At 71.8% G+C, this 20,563-nt stretch carries 15 protein-coding genes; 1 reads left to right on the plus strand and 14 read right to left on the minus strand.

Features of this window, described 5'->3' with window-relative positions:
* Nucleotide 1: 1 nt before the first annotated feature.
* The 6 genes from ACERMF_RS06725 to ACERMF_RS06750 form a co-directional block, all read right to left on the minus strand.
* On the minus strand, nt 2-1,120 hold the full coding sequence (locus ACERMF_RS06725) for a DUF1385 domain-containing protein (protein WP_373668266.1): 1,119 nt from the start codon (nt 1,118-1,120) through the stop codon (nt 2-4).
* A gap of 146 nt (nt 1,121-1,266) precedes the next feature.
* Nucleotides 1,267-1,956 (minus strand): hypothetical protein, encoded by a 690-nt coding sequence (locus tag ACERMF_RS06730; protein WP_373668267.1) that lies wholly within the window; start codon nt 1,954-1,956, stop codon nt 1,267-1,269.
* Nucleotides 1,953-3,461: an FAD-dependent oxidoreductase gene (locus tag ACERMF_RS06735; protein ID WP_373668268.1), complete on the minus strand. Its 1,509-nt coding sequence runs from the start codon at nt 3,459-3,461 to the stop codon at nt 1,953-1,955. Before ACERMF_RS06735 ends, ACERMF_RS06730 begins: the two co-directional genes overlap by 4 nt.
* 14 nt (nt 3,462-3,475) lie before the next feature.
* Nucleotides 3,476-4,411, minus strand: coding sequence for a carbohydrate ABC transporter permease (locus tag ACERMF_RS06740; RefSeq protein WP_373668269.1), 936 nt, complete (start codon nt 4,409-4,411; stop codon nt 3,476-3,478).
* Between the two features lie 3 nt (nt 4,412-4,414).
* Nucleotides 4,415-5,356 (minus strand): carbohydrate ABC transporter permease, encoded by a 942-nt coding sequence (locus ACERMF_RS06745; RefSeq protein WP_373668270.1) that lies wholly within the window; start codon nt 5,354-5,356, stop codon nt 4,415-4,417.
* Between the two features lie 33 nt (nt 5,357-5,389).
* Entirely contained in the window at nt 5,390-6,820 is a 1,431-nt protein-coding gene (locus ACERMF_RS06750) for an extracellular solute-binding protein (protein WP_373668271.1), read from the minus strand.
* 161 nt (nt 6,821-6,981) lie between these two features.
* Between ACERMF_RS06750 and ACERMF_RS06755 the strand changes: the two genes are divergently transcribed.
* Complete coding sequence (locus ACERMF_RS06755; RefSeq protein ID WP_373668272.1) at nt 6,982-7,644, plus strand: aspartate/glutamate racemase family protein; 663 nt, start codon at nt 6,982-6,984, stop codon at nt 7,642-7,644.
* Here the strand turns inward: ACERMF_RS06755 and ACERMF_RS06760 are convergent.
* Genes ACERMF_RS06760 through ACERMF_RS06795 form a run of 8 tightly spaced genes read right to left on the minus strand, consistent with a single transcriptional unit; the run spans nt 7,624 to nt 20,549 of the window.
* Nucleotides 7,624-8,442 (minus strand): hydroxypyruvate isomerase family protein, encoded by an 819-nt coding sequence (locus ACERMF_RS06760; RefSeq protein WP_373668273.1) that lies wholly within the window; start codon nt 8,440-8,442, stop codon nt 7,624-7,626. The genes ACERMF_RS06755 and ACERMF_RS06760 overlap by 21 nt on opposite strands.
* Nucleotides 8,439-9,746 (minus strand): four-carbon acid sugar kinase family protein, encoded by a 1,308-nt coding sequence (locus ACERMF_RS06765; protein WP_373668274.1) that lies wholly within the window; start codon nt 9,744-9,746, stop codon nt 8,439-8,441. Before ACERMF_RS06765 ends, ACERMF_RS06760 begins: the two co-directional genes overlap by 4 nt.
* Nucleotides 9,743-11,104, minus strand: coding sequence for a beta-N-acetylglucosaminidase domain-containing protein (locus ACERMF_RS06770; protein ID WP_373668275.1), 1,362 nt, complete (start codon nt 11,102-11,104; stop codon nt 9,743-9,745). Before ACERMF_RS06770 ends, ACERMF_RS06765 begins: the two co-directional genes overlap by 4 nt.
* Complete coding sequence (locus tag ACERMF_RS06775) at nt 11,101-12,900, minus strand: MBL fold metallo-hydrolase (protein WP_373668276.1); 1,800 nt, start codon at nt 12,898-12,900, stop codon at nt 11,101-11,103. The genes ACERMF_RS06770 and ACERMF_RS06775 overlap by 4 nt, the downstream gene beginning before the upstream one ends.
* An 18-nt stretch (nt 12,901-12,918) precedes the next feature.
* Nucleotides 12,919-13,743 carry a peptidyl-prolyl cis-trans isomerase gene (locus tag ACERMF_RS06780; protein WP_373668277.1) on the minus strand — a complete coding sequence of 275 codons (825 nt, stop codon included), beginning with the start codon at nt 13,741-13,743 and terminating at the stop codon, nt 12,919-12,921.
* On the minus strand, nt 13,740-18,119 hold the full coding sequence (locus ACERMF_RS06785; RefSeq protein WP_373668278.1) for a glycoside hydrolase family 38 C-terminal domain-containing protein: 4,380 nt from the start codon (nt 18,117-18,119) through the stop codon (nt 13,740-13,742). Before ACERMF_RS06785 ends, ACERMF_RS06780 begins: the two co-directional genes overlap by 4 nt.
* Nucleotides 18,116-19,474: an FGGY family carbohydrate kinase gene (locus ACERMF_RS06790; protein WP_373668279.1), complete on the minus strand. Its 1,359-nt coding sequence runs from the start codon at nt 19,472-19,474 to the stop codon at nt 18,116-18,118. The genes ACERMF_RS06785 and ACERMF_RS06790 overlap by 4 nt, the downstream gene beginning before the upstream one ends.
* A 46-nt stretch (nt 19,475-19,520) precedes the next feature.
* Nucleotides 19,521-20,549, minus strand: coding sequence for a LacI family DNA-binding transcriptional regulator (locus ACERMF_RS06795; RefSeq protein ID WP_373668280.1), 1,029 nt, complete (start codon nt 20,547-20,549; stop codon nt 19,521-19,523).
* Nucleotides 20,550-20,563 lie beyond the last annotated feature (14 nt).

Below are 20,563 nucleotides of genomic sequence, written 5' to 3' on the forward strand. Positions count from 1 at the left end.
CTCAGCCTTCGTCGTCGGACGACTCGGCCGGATCCGCGGGCGCCGGATCCGGTGAGGGCTCGGGGTCACCGTCGACGCGCACCCGCGCCTCGGTGAGCTGGACCGGCATCCCGTCCCGGGCGAGCGTGATCTGGCTGTCCAGCGTGTGCGGGACCCGGCCCTCCCGCAACTCCTGCGGCACGACGGCCTCGAACGAGCGGATCGCGACCTCGATCTGGTCGCGGGTCGGCTGCTTGGTGGTGATCAGCTGCAACCACAGACCGGGCTTCATGAGGGCGCGCACGAAGGGGTTCTCGCCGCGGGAGGCGCCCAGGCGCAGACCCTCGTAGGCGAGGCCGGCGACCACGGGGAGCAGCACGATGCGCAGCACGACGTGGTAGAGGATCGAACCGAGCAGGCCGATGCCCTCCGGCGGCGGTACCAGGACGCCGGCCAGCGTGTAGACCACGACCGCCAGCAGCATCACCATGATCAGGAAGTTGGTACCGCAACGCACGTGCAGGGTCGAGTACGTGTCGACGCGCTCGGGTTCGAGCACCTCGCCGTGCTCCCAGGCCGCGATCGTCTTGTGCTCCGCACCGTGGTATTGGAACACGCGGCGGATGTCGGCCATGAGCGAGATGGCCCAGAGATAGGCCAGGAAGATGCCGATCCGGACGGCGGACTCGACGAGGTGGAACCAGACGCCGTCACCGAGCCGGTGGCCGAACAGCGCGTCCACGCCCTTGGTTCCGGCCGACGGCAGGAAGATGAAGATCCCGATGAACATCAGCAGCGCGATCAGCAGCGACGCGCCGACGGCGCCGGAGCCCAGCGGCTCCTCCTCCTCGTCGTCGAACGCCTGCGTCGCCGAGATGCCGAGCGCCTTCATGCCGATCGCCAGCGAGTCGGCCAGCGCGTAGCACCCACGCACCATCGGCTTGGCCAGGATCGGCCGTCGTCTGGGCAGGTCGGAGACGGCGTGGCACTCGAGCCAGATGTCGCCGTTCGGGCGGCGGACGGCGACCGCCCACCGGTCGGCACCGCGCATCATCACGCCCTCGATGACGGCCTGTCCCCCGTAGTAGTGCGGGGCGGCCTGGAGGGGATCGGTGGACGGACCCGAGGATCCAGCGCTCAAATCGGCATCTTTCGGCACATCGGAGACGAGGAGACGACCGTCACCGTTCAGGGACGACGAACGGGACCGTCACGCACGGTCGGGCCACGGTAGCCCGGACCAGTGTGCCGCCCGCACCCCCGACCCGCTGCCCGTGACCGGCCCCCTCACGGCGGGGGTGTCTCGACGGCGTCGGCGATGGGCAGCACGACGTGTGCCGCCAGCAACACGCCCAGCGGCACCAGCAGCAGGGCGGCGACGACGGTCTGCAGACTCACGGCCGCGAAGACCACGCCGACGGCCAGGGTGGCGAGCACCCGGGCCGGCCGGAGGACGAGCACGGCGACGCCGAGCCACAGCAGTTCGCGGACGGCTCGTCCGTCGCGCGAAGGATCCAGCAACAGCGGCCAGATCGTGACGGCGCTCGCGGCGACGGCCAGGGCGACGTTCGCCGACGCGACCGCGGCCAGGACGAGTGCGGTCCGGCCGGTCGCCAGTGCGAGCTCGATGTTGAGCCAGGCCACCAGCCCGACGACCACCTGTGCCAGCGCGAGCGCGACCTTCGCCCACCAGCGGACCGTGGCACCGGCCGCCAGGTCGCGGAAGCGGGCCCGCCGGTAGCGGACCGTGACGGCGGCCATGCGGCCCAGCCCCCACGTGAGCGGCAGCAGCAGCAGGAGCGACGCGCTGAGGCCGACGTGCAGCCGGCCGAGCAGCAACCCGAGCATGGCCAGGGCCAGCCAGGCGGCCGAGACCGCGAAGAACGGCCAGACGTCGTCGACCAGGGCCTCGCCGGCCCGGCGCAGTGCCTGCCAGAGGGAGCGCTCGCCGTCGTCGTCGGTGACCGGCTCGGTCACGCGCCGCGGGCCTCGAGGATCTGGCCGTCCTCGCGCAGGCAACGCTGCAGTTCGGAGACGTCCACGTCGTGGACGCGGCCGTCGATGCCGCTGGCCAGTGCCGCGGCCGTGCCTGCGGCCTGCCCGGCGATCATGAACTGGGGCTCCATACGGAACGAGGCGAAGGCCACGTGCGAGGCCGAGACGCACGCGCTGACCAGCAGGTTGGTGCACTCGTCCGGCCGGGGCAACATCGTCCGGTACGGGATCGGGTAGGGATCGACCGGCACGCTGAGGTACCCCTCGGTCATGGCCTCGGGGAACACGTCCGGGAAGCGGTACACCGGCGCGGCGACCCACTGGACCTCGCGGATGTCGATGTTGTAGCCGCCCATGCCGATGGCGTCGTCGACGGGGCCGGTGCGTCCCTGCAGGTCGTGCTGGGTCAGGACGAACTCGCCGCGCATCCTGCGGGCGTCGCGGACGTACAGCTGCGGCGGCCAGTGGTCGTTGTCGACGAACTCGTCACCCGGGAGCCCGTAGGCGGCCATCTGCCGGCGCACGACGGGTGGCACGGACGGGTCGTTGCCCAGGAAGTACAGCAGCCCCTGGGCCCAGTCGCGGTGGGCGCGCTCGATCTCGCGCCGCCGCTGCGCGTCCGCCCGGGGGTAGTCGAAGCTGCCGCCGAGGAGGCTGGTGGAAACGGGTCCGCCGCTGTTGATGTCGGCCTTGGCGTTGGGGACCGCGCCGATCCCCATGAAGTGCCGCAGCGTCGCGTCCTCCCCCAGGGCGTCGAGGTAGCGCCGCGCCAGTTCGAAGGTCGCGGGGTCGTAGCCCTCGGGGGCCGGGATGTCGACGCGCAGGTCGGGATCGTCGGTGAGGCACATGCGGTAGCAGTAGGACTGCAGCTTCCCGTCGCCCTGGCCGGTGTCGCCGATCTCGTCGTAGGCGTGGATGCCGGGCAGCAGCGCGCCGTCGTCGTCGACGGCGGACACCGGTACCAGGAACTGGTGCGGGTTGGGCAGCAGCTCGATCCTCCCGGCGAGCGACTCGCCGTAGCGGTCACGACCGTCGCGGCCGATGTCGTGGCTGACGCCGGCCATCGCGAGCAGATCGCCTTCGTAGGAGGCGTCGACGTACGTCGTCGCCCGGAAGCTGCGGCCGTCGGCGCCGACCACCTCGTCGATCCCACCGTTCCGACCGACCACGTCGGCGAGCCGCCATGACGGCACGAGTTCGATCTCCGGCACGTCGAGCCACGAGCGCAGCAGTTCGTCGGCTGCCGAGGGCTCGAAGCGCCACCGGTGCTCGTCGCCGTAGCGGGCACCGACCTCGACGAAGAAGTCGCGGGCGAAGCCACCGATGACGTGTTCCTGGCGCTCGACGTCGCTGCGCGTCAGGCCGCCCGTCACCATCCCGCCGACGTGCGTGGTGGGATCGGTCAGGACCACCCGGGCCCCGCGGCGCGCGGCGGCGACCGCCGCGACGACCCCGCCGGCGGTCGCGCCATGGACGAGCACGTCCACGGGGGCGCCGCCCGTCACTTGCCGGTGATCCCGGTGGTCGCGATTCCCTCGACGAAGTGGCGCTGGAACACGAAGAAGATGACGACCATGGGGAACGTGACGATCACACTGCCCGCCGCCAACAGCTCCCAGCGTTGCTCGAGCCCGATCGAGGGGTTGTCGATGATCGCCTTCAGTCCACGCGCGAGCGTGAACAGCTCCGAGTCACGCAGGAAGATCAGCGGCCGGACCAGGTCCGTCCACGCGACCTTGAGCTCCAGCAGGAAGACGACCACCAGCGCGGGCTTGGTCAGTGGCAGCGCCACCGACCACCACAGGCGCGGATAGGACGCGCCGTCGATCTGGGCCGCCTCGAACAACTCCCCGGGCAGCGTCAGGAAGAACTGGCGCAGCATGAAGATGTAGAACGCCGAACCGAACAGGTTGCCGGCCCACAGCGGGTAGAGCGTGTTGTTGAATCCGAGCGCGTCCCAGATCAGGAACTGGGGGATGAACAGCACGGCGCCCGGCAGCATCATCGTCGCGAGCACCGAGTAGAACAGCGGATCGCGGAACCGGAACTTGAAGTAGGAGAACGCGAAGGCGACCATCGCCGAGGAGATGGTCACCGAGATGGCGGCCAACGTCGCCACCAGCACGCTGTTCCAGGTCCACCGCATGATCGGTGCGATGGCGAACAGGCGCGAATAGTTGCTCCAGCGGATCTCGGAACCGATGAGCGCCGCGCTGAACACCTCCGACGGCGGCTTCAGCGACGCGGACAGCAGCCAGATCAACGGGTAGATGAACAGCACCGTGAAGAACAGCAGCGTGGCGATGAAGACGACGCGCGAAGCGATGTAGCCGGGCGTGCGCTCGGGCCTGGCGCCGACGTCCTGGGGGGCGAGCTCACGCTTGGGAGGCTCGACGACCTCGACGCCGTCGTCCTCCAGCGGCATGGTGTCGCTCATGGCTCACCCTCCCTCGTAGTACACCCAGCGCTTGCTGGTGACGACCTGCACGACCGTGACGATGCCGATGACCACGAACAGCAGCCAGGCGAGCGCGGAGGCGTAGCCCATGTTGAAGAACTGGAACGCCTGCTGGAACAGGTAGATCACGTAGAACAGGGCGGCCTGCGACCCGGCGCCGGTCGGCTGCTGGCCGAAGAACATCGCATACACCTCGGTGAACAACTGCAGCGAGGCGATGGTGTTGATGACGAGCACGAAGAACAGCGCGCCGCTGATCATCGGCACGGTGACCGAACGGAACCGCTGCCAGGGGCCGGCACCGTCGACCAGCGCCGCCTCGTAGAGGCCCGCCGGCACGTTGCGCAGCGCCGCGAACAGGATGATGACGGTGGTACCCACGCTCCACAGCATCATCATGATGATGCCCGGCTTGACCCAGGTGGGGTCGTTGAGCCAACTGGGGCCGGGAAGGCCGAGCGCCCGCAGACCCTGGTTGACCAGGCCGTTGTGGCCGTTGAGCAGGAGCAGGAACAGCGCCCCGACCGCGACGGCGGGGGCGACGTTGGGGACGTAGAACGCGGTGCGGAAGAACCCGCCGGCCCGGCCGACGCGGTTGAGCATCATCGCCAGTCCGAGGCCGCTGAGCAGGGTCCCGGGGACGTAGAAGACCGTGAAGTAGAGCGTGTTCCAGAGGCTGATGCGCACCCGTGGGTCGGCGATGGCCCGCTGGTAGTTCTCCATCCCGAGGAACTGGGTGTCGGGAACCAGTGGGTCGTAGTTGGTCAGCGACAGCCACAGGCTCCAGAGCATCGGCCCGATCATGAAGACCACGAAGCCGATGAGCCAGGGGGAGAGGAAGACGAACGCCCAGATGGTCTGACGTCGTTTGTGGGTCATCTTCGACCCGCCACGACCCTCGTCCACCTCTGTGCGAGCGTCCATTTCCTCCCCCTCTCCCCCGGGCAGATTACGCGCTCATCGGGCCGCGTCGATGGCCGCCTGGGCCTCCTGCTGGGCGGTCGCCATGGCCGACGCCGGGTCGGCGCCGGTCAGCACCGCGTTGACCGCGTCCTCCCACGCCGCCTTGAAGGCCGCGGAGGCGGGCGACGGCGGCAGGCCGAACGCGTTCTCCTGGTTCTCGACCACCGTCTGGACCGCCTGCTCGAACGACGGCATGTCCGACAGGTCGACGATCTCGCTGAAGATCACGTCGTCGGCCTCACGGTTGCCGGTGTAGACACCGGTGTTGGGTGCGCCCTCCTCGGCGCGGGTGTCCGCACGGGCCTGCGCGGCCTCGATCCAGGTGTCGGCCTCGGTCATGGTCTTGGCGAAGGTGCACGCCGCCTCGGGGTTCTGTGCCGAGGCCGTGACGGCCCAGCTGTTGCCGTCCGCCCACGTGATCGGCTGCCCGTCGGGACCCTCGAAGGGACGCACGGTGACCTCGGCGTCCGGCGAGGAGCCGGCGAGCACGTTGAGGTACCACTGCTCCATCGGCATGCCGCCGAGCTGGTCTGCCGCGTACTGGTTGTCGCCGCCGAAGAAGTCCCAGGTGTCACGGAAGTCGAGGAACGTGGTGCGGCCGCCGGCCGGCTCGTGGAAGGGCACCGTGAGCTCGAGCGCCTCGATGACACCCGGGTCGTCGAGGTTGGCCTCGAGGCCGTCCTCGCTGATCATCGGCGCGCCGTTGGCCCAGGCCCACAGGGGCAGGAACTCGGGCAGCTTGGGGTCGAGGCCGATTCGTTCCAGCCGGCCGCCCTCGTTGCGTGTGAGCTGCTCGTTGACCTCGGCCAGCGCCTCCCAGTCGGAGAGGTCGACGGTCTCGGGGTCGAGTCCGGCGTCCTCGAACGCCGCGTTGTTCAGGATCCAGACGCGGGAGTTGAAGAACTCCGGGAACGCGTACACGGTGCCGTCGACCGTCACCTGGTTGATCGCACCGTCGTAGTAGACACTGGTGTCGACGTCGTGCTGCGCGATGCACTCGTCGAGCGGAGCGAGCACGCCGCGGGCGATGTAGGTCCCGATCTCGTTGCGCGGGATGTTGACGAGGTCCGGCGGATCGTCGCTGGCCAGCGCCGACAGGAACCCCTGCTCGTCGAACCCGCTCTCGCTGAATTCGAGGTTGACGTCGGGGTACAGCTCGCGGAAGCGGTCGACACGGACCTGGGCGATCTGGTCGCCGGTCTCGTAGCCGAAGCCGAAGGCGAACAGGTCGCCGCTGACGTCGCCGGCCGCCGCGTCGCCGTCGGTGGTCTCACCGTCGGTCTCGCCGCCGTTGCCGTCGTCGCCGCTGTCGATGACATCGTTGTCATCCGGGGCCGCAGTACCATCGCCATCGTCGGAGCCACATGCCGCTCCGAGGACCGCGATGGCGAAGATCAGGGACAGAAACCGTGAACGCCTCGCCATGACACCCTCTTTCGAAGATTGCGGTCTCCCCATTCGCTCTCCCGCGAGGGGACGACCGTCGCCGAACCCTACCCGCGCAACGACCGTTGTGGTAGACCCCTTGTCGGATCGGTGGCGGTGACCCCCGCGACGCTGCCGCCGCGACGTCCGGAGTACCCCTCTTGGCCCCCACGATCGCCCTGGTCCACACCGTCCCGGCCCTGGCCGAGCACTTCGAGGCCCTGCTCGCCCAGCGTCTGCCGGATGCCCACCTGCACCACGCCGTGCACGAGCAGTTGCTGCAGCGCACGATCTCGGACGGCCACCTCTCCGAGGCGACCGCGCACGAGTTGGCCGAGGTCGTCGGCGACGTCGGGGCGGGGGCCGACCTGGTGCTGGTCACCTGCTCGACGCTCGGTCCCGCAGTGGACGCGCTCGCCGGTGGCGACGGGCCCCGGGTGGTCCGCGTCGACGAGGCGATGGGCCGCGAGGCGCTGCGACTGGGCGGACGGATCGGGGTCCTGGCGACGCTCACCAGCACCCTCGAGCCGACGGTAGGGCTGCTGGAGCGTCTCGCCGCCGAGGAGGGGCAGGACGTCGAGGTGGTGGCACAGCTGTGCGAGGGCGCCTTCGAGGCCGTCCGCGAGGGGGACGGCGAACGTCACGACGAACTCGTGCGTGCCGGCCTCGACCGACTGCTGGACCACGACGTCGAGGTGGTGGTGCTGGCCCAGGCCTCGATGGCCCGGGTGCTGGACACGCTCGACGAGCCGCCCTCCGTCCCGGTGTTGTCGAGCCCCGAACTCGCTGCCGACCACGTGGCGTCAGTCGTCGCCGGGTCCTAGCGCCGACAGGTCGGTCACCACGCCCGACCGCAACGCGCGCGGCAACCAGTCGAGCGCACCGTGCGTTTCGACCGAGGGGACGTACTCGAGCGCGACGGCCCCGGTGTAGCCGGAGGTCGCGAGCTGCCGGAGCAGCGCGAACAGCGGTGCCGCACCGGTCCCCGGCTCGCCCCTGCCCGGGGTGTCCGCCAGCTGGACGTGGGCCACGAGCTCGGCGACCGAGCGGTACGCGTCGAGCAGGTCCGGTTCGACCCGCGCCACGTGGTAGGCGTCGAACTGCAGCCGCAGTCCCGGATCGTCGAACGCGCGAACCAGCGCCGCCGCCGGCGCCAGGCGCGTGAAGAGGTAGTCGGCGACGTCGTGGTGGTTGAGCACCTCGATCAGCAACCGGATGCCGCTGCCGCGCGCGCGCGACAACGCCCAGGCGAGGTTGGTCTCGAGGGTTCGCTGCTGCACGGCGGGCGGGACGCCTCCGACGGCACGTCCGGCGAGCACGTTGATGACGGGGCATCCGAGGTCGGTCGCCAACTGCAGGGCCTCGTCGAGGGCACGGCGGAACGCCTCGATCCGCTGCGGGTCGTTGGCGTAGCCCCGGTCGCCTGCGGACAGGTCCCCCCCATGGACGTTGAGCAGGACGACGTCGACGCCGGCGGCGGCGACGGCGGCGATCACGTCACGCGGCGGGTGGTCGGGCCAGGGGAACTCGACCGCGCCGAAACCGGCCTCGGCCGCCGCCTCGAAGCGGCGCAACCAGGGCTGTTCGGTGAACAGGAACGCGACGTTCGCGGCGAACCTCATGCACGCGCCGCCGGAGGGGCGAGCAGCGCGTCGACCAGGTCCACCAGCAGGCGGTCGTCGCCGACGTTGCCCGGCACGACGAGGCAGCTCATCGACCTGCCGGCACCGGTGATGACGTCCCATCGGCCCACCCCGGGAGCGACCGGTCCGACGACGTCCGCGGCGAGGGCACCGAGCCCGGCCGCGATGGTCACCGCGGACGTGACGCCGCCCTTGGTGACCAGGGTCGCGGGTGCGACCGGCAGGGACGCCACCACCCGGGCCATCCGGTCGGCGACCCGCTCCTGGTCCTCGCGACCACCCGGGGCGGCGATGTCGGGCCGCGGCGTGGCCAGGACCGCGAACCCCGTCGCGGCCAGACGGGCGGCCACCGCCGCCGCGCAGCGTTGCACCTCGCGCAACGAGGGGTCGACGAGGGCGGCCAGGTCCGGCTCGACCACGGTGTCGGGATGGGCACGGGCGACGGCGGCCAGCTGTCGCGTCGTCGTCGGCACGAACGAGCCGCAGACGAGCAGGACACCACCAGGACCAGGAGGCGGCAGTGCGGCGGGACCGTCGGCGGTGGCGCCGCTGAGGATGCCGGCGAGGGTGGGGGCGCAGCGGAGGACGACCGGAAGATCTTCGGCGCGGGCGGCCAGAAAGGCGTCCGCGACCGCCCGCAGGTCCTCGACCGTCTCGGCGTCCGTGGCGCACACGGCGGCGCCGCTCGCAGCCAGACGTCGGAGCCGCTCCAGCACCGCGTCGGTCCCGTCGGCACGCAGGTCGGCGAGCGGGACGTGCAGGCCGTCGGCGGCGGCGAACCGGCCCGCGGAACGATGCTCCGCCCAGCGCAGCAGGTGCGCGTCGGGGTAGCCGAGCGCGGGATCGCGGGCGTACTCGGTGTCGTGCAGTGGCTGGCGTGCGCCGTCACGGGCCAGCAGGTGGACCCCGTCGACGGTGATCCGGCCGGCCTCGGGCAGGGCGGGGGCGAGCAGCAGCACCGGTTCCCGGCCCGGAAACCGGATTTCGCGGACGGCGTCGTACTCCTCGACGAGGTGGCCGCGAAGGGTGCTGTCGCCGCGCAGGACGTACTCGGCGTCCGGCCAGAACGCAGCCGCCGCCTCGCAGGCGTCGCGAACCAGGCGTTTCGCGACCTCGGGAGCCGCCGCTCGGCTGTTGGTCATGAGGTGCACGGCCGGCCAGGGTCGCGACGCCGCCGCCTGCAGGACCTCGCGGTCCAGCCCGAGCAGTACCCGGACGCCGGCCATGGTCTGCGTGCCCGTCGGGTCGTCGTCGACGACCACGAACGGCGTCGTGGCGCTCACGATGCCATGGCTTCGGCCTGACGGAGGCACCAGCGTGCGAAGACCTCGAGCTGGTCACCCGCGACCCAGTGGAAGCTCGCCCGTGCCCGCTCCAGCGCGTCGAGCACCTCCACGGTGCCGGGGGCGTCCCCGGCGCCGGTGTCGACGGCACGACGCAGGACCTCGAGGGCGAGTCGTGCGGCGCGGGACTGGTGGACGAGTTTTGCGCTCCAGGGGGCGAGGTCGCGACGCAACCGGACGTTGCGGAGCCCGCTCGCGAGGTGGTCGGCCGTCTCCGCGAGTTCGCCCAGCAGCGCGCCGACCTCGTCCAGGGGTTTCCGCCGGTCGCCGGCCGCGGCCTCGAATCCCGTGATGCAGCGCCGCAGCGGCTCCGCCAGGCGGTTGTCGAGCCGGTAGTCCCCGCGCCGGAGCGGGGTCCGGCGCGCGAGGTCGGCGAGCGCCGCGACGTCGCGGGCGTCACGCTCGTCTCCGGTCACCTCGTGCAGTGCCGCCCACCAGGCCCGATCCGCCTCGTAACCGGCGGGATCGGTCGCGTACGCCATGGCGGTGGCGACCGCGATCAGTGACGCCTCGGGCTGGATCGCCACGTTCGCGAGCAGACCGAGGGTCTCGGTGCCACCGAGGCGCGGGTCGCGGCCGGTCAGCGCGTTGAGGTGCGGGTCGTGCCGCATCTCGCCGTCGTTGACCGGGTGGTTGTCCCAGTACAGCACCGGCCGCCGGAGGCTGGCGGCCACCTGCCGAGTGTGCTCCAGGGTGAGGAATTGCGAGCAGACCTCGGGACCGGTCCACATGATCGGGACGTCGCGGTCGATCCCGGCGCCGATCTCGCGGACGTAGGCGTCGTCGGGATCCCCGTGGTAGTGCAGCGGGACGAACCAAAGTCGCCGATCGGGGCCGCGCTCGCGCAGGAAGCTCCGGACCAGGTCGACGAGGTGCACGTGGGCCGCCGCCAGCGTGGAGAAGCGTTCGGCGTCACCGCTGGAGGCGAAGTCCTCGGGCATGTCGTCGACCAGGAGACAGATCCGGTGCAGCCCGGCATCGTCGGCCGCCGCCAGCTTCGCGCGCAGCGCGGCGACGTCGTCGTCCTCGGTGAGACGCAGGCCGAGCGGGCTGAGCCCGAACCAGACGTCGACGCCGACCTGGGCGCCGGCCTCGGCCAGTTCGGCGAATCGGCGCCACTCCTCGGCGAGGTAGGGCTCCTGCCAGCGGTCACGGTGCAGCGGGTCGTTCTTGGGGGCATAGACATAGGTGTTGGCCCCGCAGCCGCCGAGGAACTGCACCATGCGGTGCCGGTCCTCCCAGGTGTAGGGCCGGCCGTAGAAACCCTCGACGACGCCTCGGACGGCGAGGGCACTCATCGGACGTGCACCAGTGCCTCGGCGATCTGGCCGTAGCGGCGGTGGGCGACGGTCAGGTCGGCGGCGACCACCACGCGTGGGTCCGGCTCGCCCGCCGGGGAGGTCAGCCAGAACCCCGTGAAACCGTGCTCCCCGGGTTCCAGCTCGAGCTGAGCGCGGGGCGGCTTCACCTGCCAGCCGTCGGGAACGACGAGCGCGACCTCGACCTCCTCGGCCTCGGGCGCCGGGTTGCGGACCTCGACCTCGAGTTCGAACGACTGTCCGGCGACGATGTCGGTGTGGTACGGGCGCACCCACAGGCCACGACCCTCGGCGTCGAAGTCGGTGTCGTCGAGGGGCAGCAGGTCGCGGTGCAACCGCTCGAGGTCACGGCCGCGCTCCTTGAGGGTCGTGACGAGCCTGTCGTCACAGGGGATCGCGCCCCAGTGGCCGGTCAGCAGCAGGTCGGGACGGATGCGTTCGAACAGGTCCGCCGTGACCCGGTAGTCGCTGGCGCTGAAACGATTCTGGTAGACGTAGTTGAGGCGGCCGTGGTCGTCGATCTGGTCACCGGTGGCCACCACGCGGCGCCCGTCCACCTCGATCTCGATCGCCACGGCGTAGAGCGTGTGCCCCGGCAACGGGTGCAGGACGATCTCGTACTCCTCCCAGGTCAGCGGCTGCTCGAGGGGCACGACGCGGTCGACCTCGATCGGGTCGTACCACAGGCAGGGAAGGTCGTAGGCGCGGGGACGTTGCAGGACGTCGACGAAGTTCTCGGGTCCCCAGACCTCGGTCCCCTCGACGCGGCGCAACAGCTCGAACCCGGCGACGTGGTCGTCGTGGTAGTGGGTCGGGATCGCCACGTCGATCGAGGTGACGCCGAACTGCCGCTTCAGCGCCGGAACGGTGTACAGCCACGGCCTGCGGGCGGCGCGATCGGTCCCGGCGGGCAGCCCCGCCTCGAAGTCGTAGCCGAAGTCGACCACGAGGGCCTTGCCGGACTCCGACAGCAGGACGTACGAGCGCGCGTGCGACGAGCGGTTGTAGAGCAGGTGCGGGCTCAGCGACTCGAACGGCTCGTCGCGGCGGCCGGTGAGCCCGAGGTGCTGGTTGCGCAGGTCGAGCAGCTCGCGGACCCGGGCGGCGGTGTCCTCCAGCGCGGCGACGGGATCGTCCATGACGGGGCCGTGCGAGGGCAGCAGCACGTCGGGCGCACGGTCGCGTACGTCCATCAGCGACAGCCACGTCATGGCCAGCCCCTCGGGGCCGGCGTAGGACCATTGGGTCGCGGCCAGGGACCACACCTTGCCGTGGCCGGCCAGCAGGTCGCCGGTGAAGGCGACGTCGACCCCGTCGACGGTGGCGAGGAAGCCGACGGAGCCGACCGTGTGCCCCGGCAGCGGGATGGCGGTCACGGTGATCTCGCCGTAGCTGGTGGGGACGTACTCGACGAAGGTCCCGTCGATCGGGATCGAGGTGACGAGCGAGAACCGGTCCTCGCGCGTGTTGTAGTTGTTGGCGACGTCGCGCGCGAGCCAGCGCTGTTCGGCACGGTCGAACAGTTCCTGCTCGGCGTGCGGCACCCAGATCCTGGCGCCGGCGGCCGTGGCGAGCGGCAAGCCCTGCCCCTGGTCACGGTGGTGGTGGGTCATGAGCACGTCGGTGACCCGGCTCACCCCGATCTCGGGCAACTCCTGCAACACCGCGCCGGACCCGAAGTCGATCAGCACGGCGTCGGTGCCGGCCCGGATCACGTACACGTTGCACGTGTCCTCGAACCGGTACAGGTGTTCGGACAACTGCTGGATCTGCACGAGATTCCCTTGTACTGCTCAGTGACGGTGCATGCGCTCGGGCACGCGTGGGTCCCCCGGGTGTTCGCTTCCCGGCATCAGCCGGACGTCGCGCCGACGCCGTTGCGCCAGCCATTGGTCGAAGCGTCGGCCGCGCTTCGCAGCCCACAAGTCCGAAGCGATCGCTTCGCTGACCTCCGCCAGCGGTGTCGTCCGTCGCGGACGCACGCGCAGCAGCTCGGCGACGAGCCAGCCCAGCGGTCCGGCCAACGGCCCGACCACGTCGCCGGCGGCGGCGCCGAAGACGGCGGACTCGGTGGCGGCCCCCCGCTGGCCTCTGATCACGTCGTGGTGTTCGACCACGGCCCCGGGGACGGCTGCCCCGGCCTCGCGCAGCCCGACCTCGTGGGCGTGTGCCGCCAGCCGGGCCGCGCATCCGTGATCGGCGAGGACGACCTGCGCGAGGGTACGGGTCTCGGCGCGCACGAAGCGGTCGAGGTTGCGTCGGTAGTGCGACTCGATCTCGTCCTCGGTGACCGCGACGTCGGCCGTGACCGTCTCGAAGACCCGGCGCACCACGTCGGGGGCGAGCGGCGCCGCCGGGTCGGTGCGACGCGGCGTCCCCGAGCTGGCGGCCTCCGCCTCGACGATCGCCTCCTCGACCAGGGTGTGGACGAGCCAACGGCGCAGGCGGCGTGCCTCGGGGCTGCCCGGGGCGGGCAGGTTGGACGCGCCGGCCTCGATGCCGACGAGGAGCTCGCGTGCGTCGACGTCGCGTCCGGTCAGCACGAGATCACCGACGACGGCCACCACCGCGGCGGCGCTCGCGTCCCGATGGGCCCGGGGACTCGTGGTCGGACTCACCGGTCCCCCGCTTCGTCGCCCTCACGCGGGCCGAACACGACCGGGACGCTGCGCGTGTAGAGCACGCGCCCGAAGTACATGACCTTGACCAACGCCCAGGACGTGACGCCGGACGCTCCGACGGGGCACGTCAGCGTGAAGCGCACGGTGGAGCGCCCACCCCCCGCGACCGCGAACCCGGTGGTCCACGGCCCCAGTTCGTCCCAGGTCCCCCATGGACTCACGACCTGCACCTCGCCGCGGACGTCGCCCGCGACGTGGTTGTGCAGGTCGACGAGGAGTTCGCCGGGGTGACCCTCGGTGGCGTGCACCCGCTCGGTCAGCACCTCGGCGGTCAGTTCACCGCCGATGGCCGCGACCCGGTCCACGTCGGTGGGCTGCTCGACGATCGCCGCCTTGCGCGTGGACCGTTCCAGGTAGAGCACCCGGGCTTGCCCGTCCGCGGGTGCACGAGACCGGTGCCCCAGATCGACCGTGAGCACGTCCTCGTGGACCTGGCCGGCGTCGTCCCCGATTCGTGCGGCGACGAACCAGCGGCCGGGAGCGGCGTGCGCGGCCGGCTCGACCCGGACGCGGAAGACGTCGTGGGCGCCGGGCGCGAGGTGGAAGGAACGCTGCGGAGGGGACGCCTCCCAGCCGTCGGGCGGTCGCAGCTCGACCATGCCGGCGACCTCGGCGTCCGTGCGCTGGGACGCGACGACGACGTCGAGTTCGAACGGCCCGTCGGCGAGGACGGCACGGTCGACGATGCGGACCGTCACCGGTTGGTAGCCGATCGGGGCCGCGCCCTTGTTGTGGAGCCAGTAGTCACCGAACACCGGCTGCGCCGGTTCCCGGCGGCGCCCGAGTTGCGGGCCGGACGCGGCCGGCAGCGGGTCCGTCGCGAGCCGGAAGGTGGCGATCTCGTAGGGTGAGAAGTCGTGGACGAGCGCGCCGTCCACCACCTCGGCGCCGGTCAGCGGTACCTCGAGCAGGTCGGCGGTCTGCGCCGAACGGATCGGCCGGAACAGCGCGACCGAGGCGCGTCCCCCGCGACCGTTGGACTCGTAGGCCCGCACCGTGATGGCGTGCGTCGGGTCCATCCGTGGATCGGCCATGACCGCCATGGGATTGCCGGCCGGCTTCAGGGTCGTCACGACGACGTCGTCGCCCTCGACCAGCAGGAAGGCCTGCGCGGCCGGCAACCCACCGTCGTGGACGCCGGTGGTGCGCGCCAGCAGCGGCTCGTTGTGCTGGGCGGCGGCGCGAACGAGACCGAGATCGCGCCAGTCACCGGCACCGGCCGCGATGGCGTACTCGAAGCGGTGCGTCCAGTGCTGGAACTGGAAGCTGGAGCCGTCGGGAACCGTGCGGCGTGGTGGATCGAGCCACACACCGGACGGCCACCCGCTGCACGAGCGCATCAGTGACAGGTACAAGCTGCCGTCGACGTCGACGTTGCAACCGGGCAGGCCCCGGTTGACGACGACGACGGTCCGGTCGGCGGCCGTCCCCTCGTCGGCGTGGAGGGCGGCCGGCTGGGGCACCGTGACGCGGGCGGTCCCGGCGAGCTGCGTCGTCACCTCGGCCAGTTCGAGGTGGGTGGCCCGTGGGTCGACGCCGGCGACGACCAGCACCGGCAGGTCACGGACGCCGCGCAGGTCGGCGTCGGGCGACCAGACCTCCCGCAGCGGGGTGGCGGCCGGCACCCAGAGCCGGGCACGGCCACGGTCGTGGAGTTGCTGCTTCAGCCGGGCCGCGTAGGCCGGGTCGGCGGCGGCCAGCAGCTGCGCGACGAAGGCGTTGTCCTGTGGACCCCCGACGGCGAATCGCACGTCGGGCAGGTTGGAGTCGGTGTCCATGCTCCCGTAGCGCGGCCCGTCGCCGCGCGAGACCGTGGACGTGACGCCGCGACGGACCAGCGCCACGACCAGGTCGCGGACGCCCTCGGACTGCCCGTCGTGGTCGGGAGCGACGACCTCGGCGACGGCGATCGCGCGCGACGCCGGCGGGGCGTCGTCGTCGACGAGGTCGACCGCGGCGGTCGTCCCGACGCCGAACCAGTTGTACGCGGGGTTGTCCAGCGTGTACGGGCTGTCCGCCACGTCGATGGCGGGGAAGCCGGCTCCTCGTCCGACGACGGCGTTGCCCACCTCGGACAACGGCAGACCGCCCGGCACGTCGGCGGCCACCCGCATGCGCAGCAGCACGTCCTGGTCGGCGAAGCCGTCGAGGTCGGTGCGGCAGCACAACCGGTCGACGCCGGGGTGGAGCGTCATGGTCTGCACGAGGTCGCAGCCGGCGATCCCGCCCCGGACGACCAGGCGTTGCCCGACCGCGCTGTGCTCGCGGACGACCTGGGCCGGGCGCTCGGAGCTCGCCGTGACCTCGCCGGTCGGCGTCAGGTGCCAGGGCCCCTCGCCGTGTTCGGGATGGGTGGGGTACTCGCGGTACGCCAGGATCTCGTTGGCCAGCCCTTGCGGGCGCAGGACCTCGGTGCCGTCGCGCAGGTCGCGGAGCGAGCTGATCGCACCGCCACGTCGCGGGTCGACGGTGACCTGCAGCACGTCGTTGGTGATGACCAGGCCGTCGTCGCGCGACCACTGGGCGTCTGGCGGCAGATCGGGTGCCGGCACCAGACGGTAGGTCCGGTAGCCGAGCGACGGCACGGCGTCGGCCAGCAGGGTGAGCGTGCAGGCGCGCAGGTGCCCGTCCGAGGACCGGTCGATCGCCTCGACGACGAACGGCACGTCTTCGCCGGCGTCGTCGAGCACCCGCAGCCCGCGCGCCGGCCGGTGCAGGGACACCCGGGCGGTGACCGGGTCCCTCCGCGTCCACCCGAGCGGGTTGAAGACGACCAGTGGCTGCCCCTCGCCGCGCGTGTCGATGCAGGAGCCGATGTGGTCGAGCGCGTCGTCGAGCGCCTCACCGGCCAGCTCGTAGGTGTCGCGCCATCCCCCCAGCAGGTCGAGGTAGACCTGGTCGGACTCGGTGCCCGTGATCCCGTCGTGGTGGGCGCCGTACAGCAGTTGCCGCCACGCCTTGTCCAGCGCCTCGGCCGGATAGCGGGCGCCCAGCAGTGCGGCGACGGTGCCGAAGCGCTCGGCGGCCAGAACGCGGTTCTCCCCGGCTCGCTGCGCCTGCTTGGTGTCGATGTAGGACACGTCCTTGCCGGTGTAGATCGGGTTCATGTCGCGGGTCTGGGGGCTCGGGCCGACGCCCGACGCCAACTCCTGGCGGACCGCGGCGAAGAACTCGCGCGGCAGCGCGACCTGGAACCGGGGCCACACGTACCGCGCGTTCCATGCCCTGGCGATCTCGGTCATCCAGCGGTTGGGTGGCGTGTAGTCCGAGCCGACGGGCAGCAGCACGTTGCGGGTGGCCGCCACCTGCGCGAGTTCGCGGAAGAGCCGGTCGGCCTCGTCCATCGCGTGTTCGAGGTCGGTGGCGTGGTCGAGCTCCCAGCCGGCGGAGTAGTGGTTGGCCATGTAGCTGGTCAACAGCCCGACGCCGCTGGGCGCGACCCAGTCGAACTCGCTGGAGAACTGCATCGAGGCATTGCCACCGGGCGAGCGCGACGGGCCCCACTGGTGGAACGGGCCGCGCGCGCACGAACTGGAGGTCAGCCCGGCCGCGGCCATCATGCCCGGGAACTGCGGGTCGTGACCGAACGCGTCCAACTGCCACGCCGACCCTGGATCGCCCCCGAGCACGTCGCGTTGGTAGCCGATGCCGTACACCGCGTTGCGGGCGGTGCTCTCGGCGCTGGTCAGGTTGGTGTTCGGTTCGTTGTAGGTACCACCCATCAGCTCGAGGCGTCCGTCGGCCAGCAACTGCCGCAGTTCGTCACGGCGCCAGGGGAAGGTGTCCCAGTACGGCTTGAGGTAGTCCAGTTCGGCGAGCACGAAGCGGTAGTCGGGGTCGCGGCGGGCCATGTCGAGGTGGGCGTCGATCAGGGTGAACGCCGGCTGCTGGCGACGGCCCTCCCACGGTCGTTCCTCGCGGGGGAGCTTCTCCCACGTCTCGGTGTAGAAGGCCTGCGTGTTCCACCACACCGGGTCGTAGTGGAAGTGCGCCACCATGAACATGCGCCAGCCCGGTTCGGCGACCTCGAACGCCAGCGGCAGCTCGGGCCGTTGGTCGTCGCCGCCGGCCTCGAGGATGACGGTCGCGTCCGCGCGGTGGCCCGCCGACAGGCCGGCGCCGACGGTGACCGGGACCTCGACCGCCTGCTCGCCACCGTCGGCGAGGGTGACGGCCGCGGCGCCGGTCACCCCGTCGCCGCGCACACGGACGGTGCCCGTGCCGCGCCCGGCGAGGCGGACCCGCACGACCTGGCGCGGTCCGTCGTCGGAGGCGACGAACCGCGGCAGCGTGGTGGCGTCGAGCAGTCTCATGATCGGCCTTCCGGCCCGGCGCTCCCGCCCCGTGGCCGCAGCGCCGCGGCGTCCGCGACGTCGACGCCGGCGGCCACCGCGGCGAACAGTGCGGCGCCCCGTGCGGCCGCCTGGGAGACCGGTCGGTGCTCGAGTCCGGGGAGGTGCCGTTGGCGGGCTTCGGCGACCAGTGCGTCGCGGCTCGAGCCGCCGGTGGTGATCACCCGCCGTGCCGGACCGGTCAACTCGATCAGCGTGGCATGGCGCTCGGCCGCCTTCGCCGCGATGCTCTCGACCGCGGCGCGCCACATCTGTCCGGCCGACGCGGCGTCGGGCGGCGGCCCGGTCACCGTCAGCTCGTCGATCCACTGGTCGAGTCGTTCGGCGTCGACGGGCGGTGCCGACGGCGACCCGAGCCACGCGTTGCGGTCGGCGCCCCGTGGATCGGCGAACCCCAGCAACGCGGCGAGGCGACGCAGGCGCGCGCCGGACGGGAAGCCGCCGATCAGGGCCAGCTGCCCGGCGACGACGTGACGGCCGGTGGTGAAGCCCAACGCCGCCGCCCACCGTCGCCGAGGGCGCGGAAGCGGCGGGGCCACGGCGCGCAGCAGCACCTCGGCGCTGCCGCAGGAGTCGACGACGTCGTCGGCGGTGACGGCGCCGACGCCCACGGCGGCGCAGAGGTGGTCGTGACCCGCGACGGTCAGCGCGGCCCCCTCGAGCCCGGGGATGCCGTCGACGACGCCGAGCGGACTGCCCGCGGTTCGCAGCGGCGGGAGGAAGGTGGCGTCCACGCCCGACCAGGCGAGCGCATCCGGCCACCAGTCGAGGCGCTCGACGTCGAGCCAGCCGGTCCGCGACGCGAGCGAGGGTTCGGCCACCCGCTCGCCACCGAGGAGGTGGACGACGTACTCGGCGACGTTCGACCAGCCGACGGAGCGGGCGAGGGCAGGGTCGGTGTCGACCAGCCAACGGTGCTTGACGAGGCTCGGCTTGGCCGAGACGGGAAGGCCGGTCATGGCCGTGAAGTCCGGGAGGTCCTCGGCCAGGCTCGGGACCAGTTCGGCGGCGCGTGCGTCACCCCAGGTCAGGGCAGGAGCGAGCGCCGCCCCGTCGACGTCCAGCAGGAAGCCCGCCTCGGCCATGCTCGCGACGCCGATCCCCACGATCGGACCCCCGATGCCGTACTGGGCGGCCGCGCACGTCTCGAGCGTCGTCGCCAGCAGGTCGCGCGCATCCAGGGTCGGCGAGCGGGACGTCGTCGACCAGGGGGTCGGACGTTCGGCGCCGCCGTACTCGGCACCGTCGGCCCCCAGCACCACCGCCTTGCAGCTGCTGGTGCCGATGTCGATGCCGAGCAGGAAACCGTCGGTCACCGCGTGACCTGGCACGTGACGGCAACGGAAGGACGCCGGGCCGCCGTCATGGCTTGACCTCGCCCGACCCACGGATGCGCAGGGTGGTCGGAAGCACGATCTCGCGGACGGGCTGGTGGTCGCCGTCGAGCCGCTCGAACATGACCTCGGCGGCGCGGCGGCCCATCGCCTGGGGGTCGTGCGCGACCACCGTCACCGGCGTGCGCAACATGTCGGCGTACTCGAGCTCGTCGAATCCGACGAGCGCGATCACGCGGTCCGGCCGGTCGTGCAGGGCGCGCAGCGCTCCGAGGCTCATGCGGTTGTTGACCGCGAAGATGGCGGTCGGCGGTTCGTCAAGCTCGAGCAACTGCGCGGCCTCGTCACGCGCGGCGACCACGTCGGAGCAGCCCAGGCGCAGCAGCGTCGGGTCCACCGTCAGCCCGGCCGCGGCGATCGCGTCGTGGTAGCCACGGATGCGTTCGCGCGCGGTGTAGATGTCCGGGTCGTCGGCGAGCAGACCGATCCGGCGGTGTCCCTGGGCGATCAGGTGTTCGACACCGCGCCTGGCTCCGCCGAGGTTGTCGAGCAGCACCGCATCGGCGTCCACGTTCACCGGGGGGCGGTCGACGAACACGACGTGGAGGCCGCGGGCGATCTCGGGCGCGAGGAAGCTGTGGTCGCCGGCTGCGGGGACCACGAGGATGCCGTCGACCCGGCGGGCGTACAGCGTCGCGAGCAGCTCGCGTTCGTGGCGAGGATCCTCCCCGGAACTGCCCGCGACGAGCAGGTGGTCGTGCTCACGCGCCACGTCCTCGACGGCACGCGCGATGCCCGAGAAGAACGGGTTGCCGACGTCACCGATCACGAGTCCGATGGTCGAGGAGGTCTGACCGGGGCGCAGGCTGCGGGCCAGGTCGTTGCGCTGGAAGCCCAGTGCGGTGATGGCGTCGTTGACCCGCTCCAAGGTGGCGGTCCGCACGGTGGGCTCTTTGTTGACCACCCGGGACACGGTCTTGAGGCTGACGCCGGCCAACTTGGCGACGTCGTGCATGGTCGGCCGCGAGGTGACGGGCCGGGTCGCTGACGGCTTCACGTGGGAACCTGGGA

It is taken from the genome of Egicoccus sp. AB-alg6-2, from assembly GCF_041821025.1.
Taxonomy (GTDB): domain Bacteria; phylum Actinomycetota; class Nitriliruptoria; order Nitriliruptorales; family Nitriliruptoraceae; genus Egicoccus.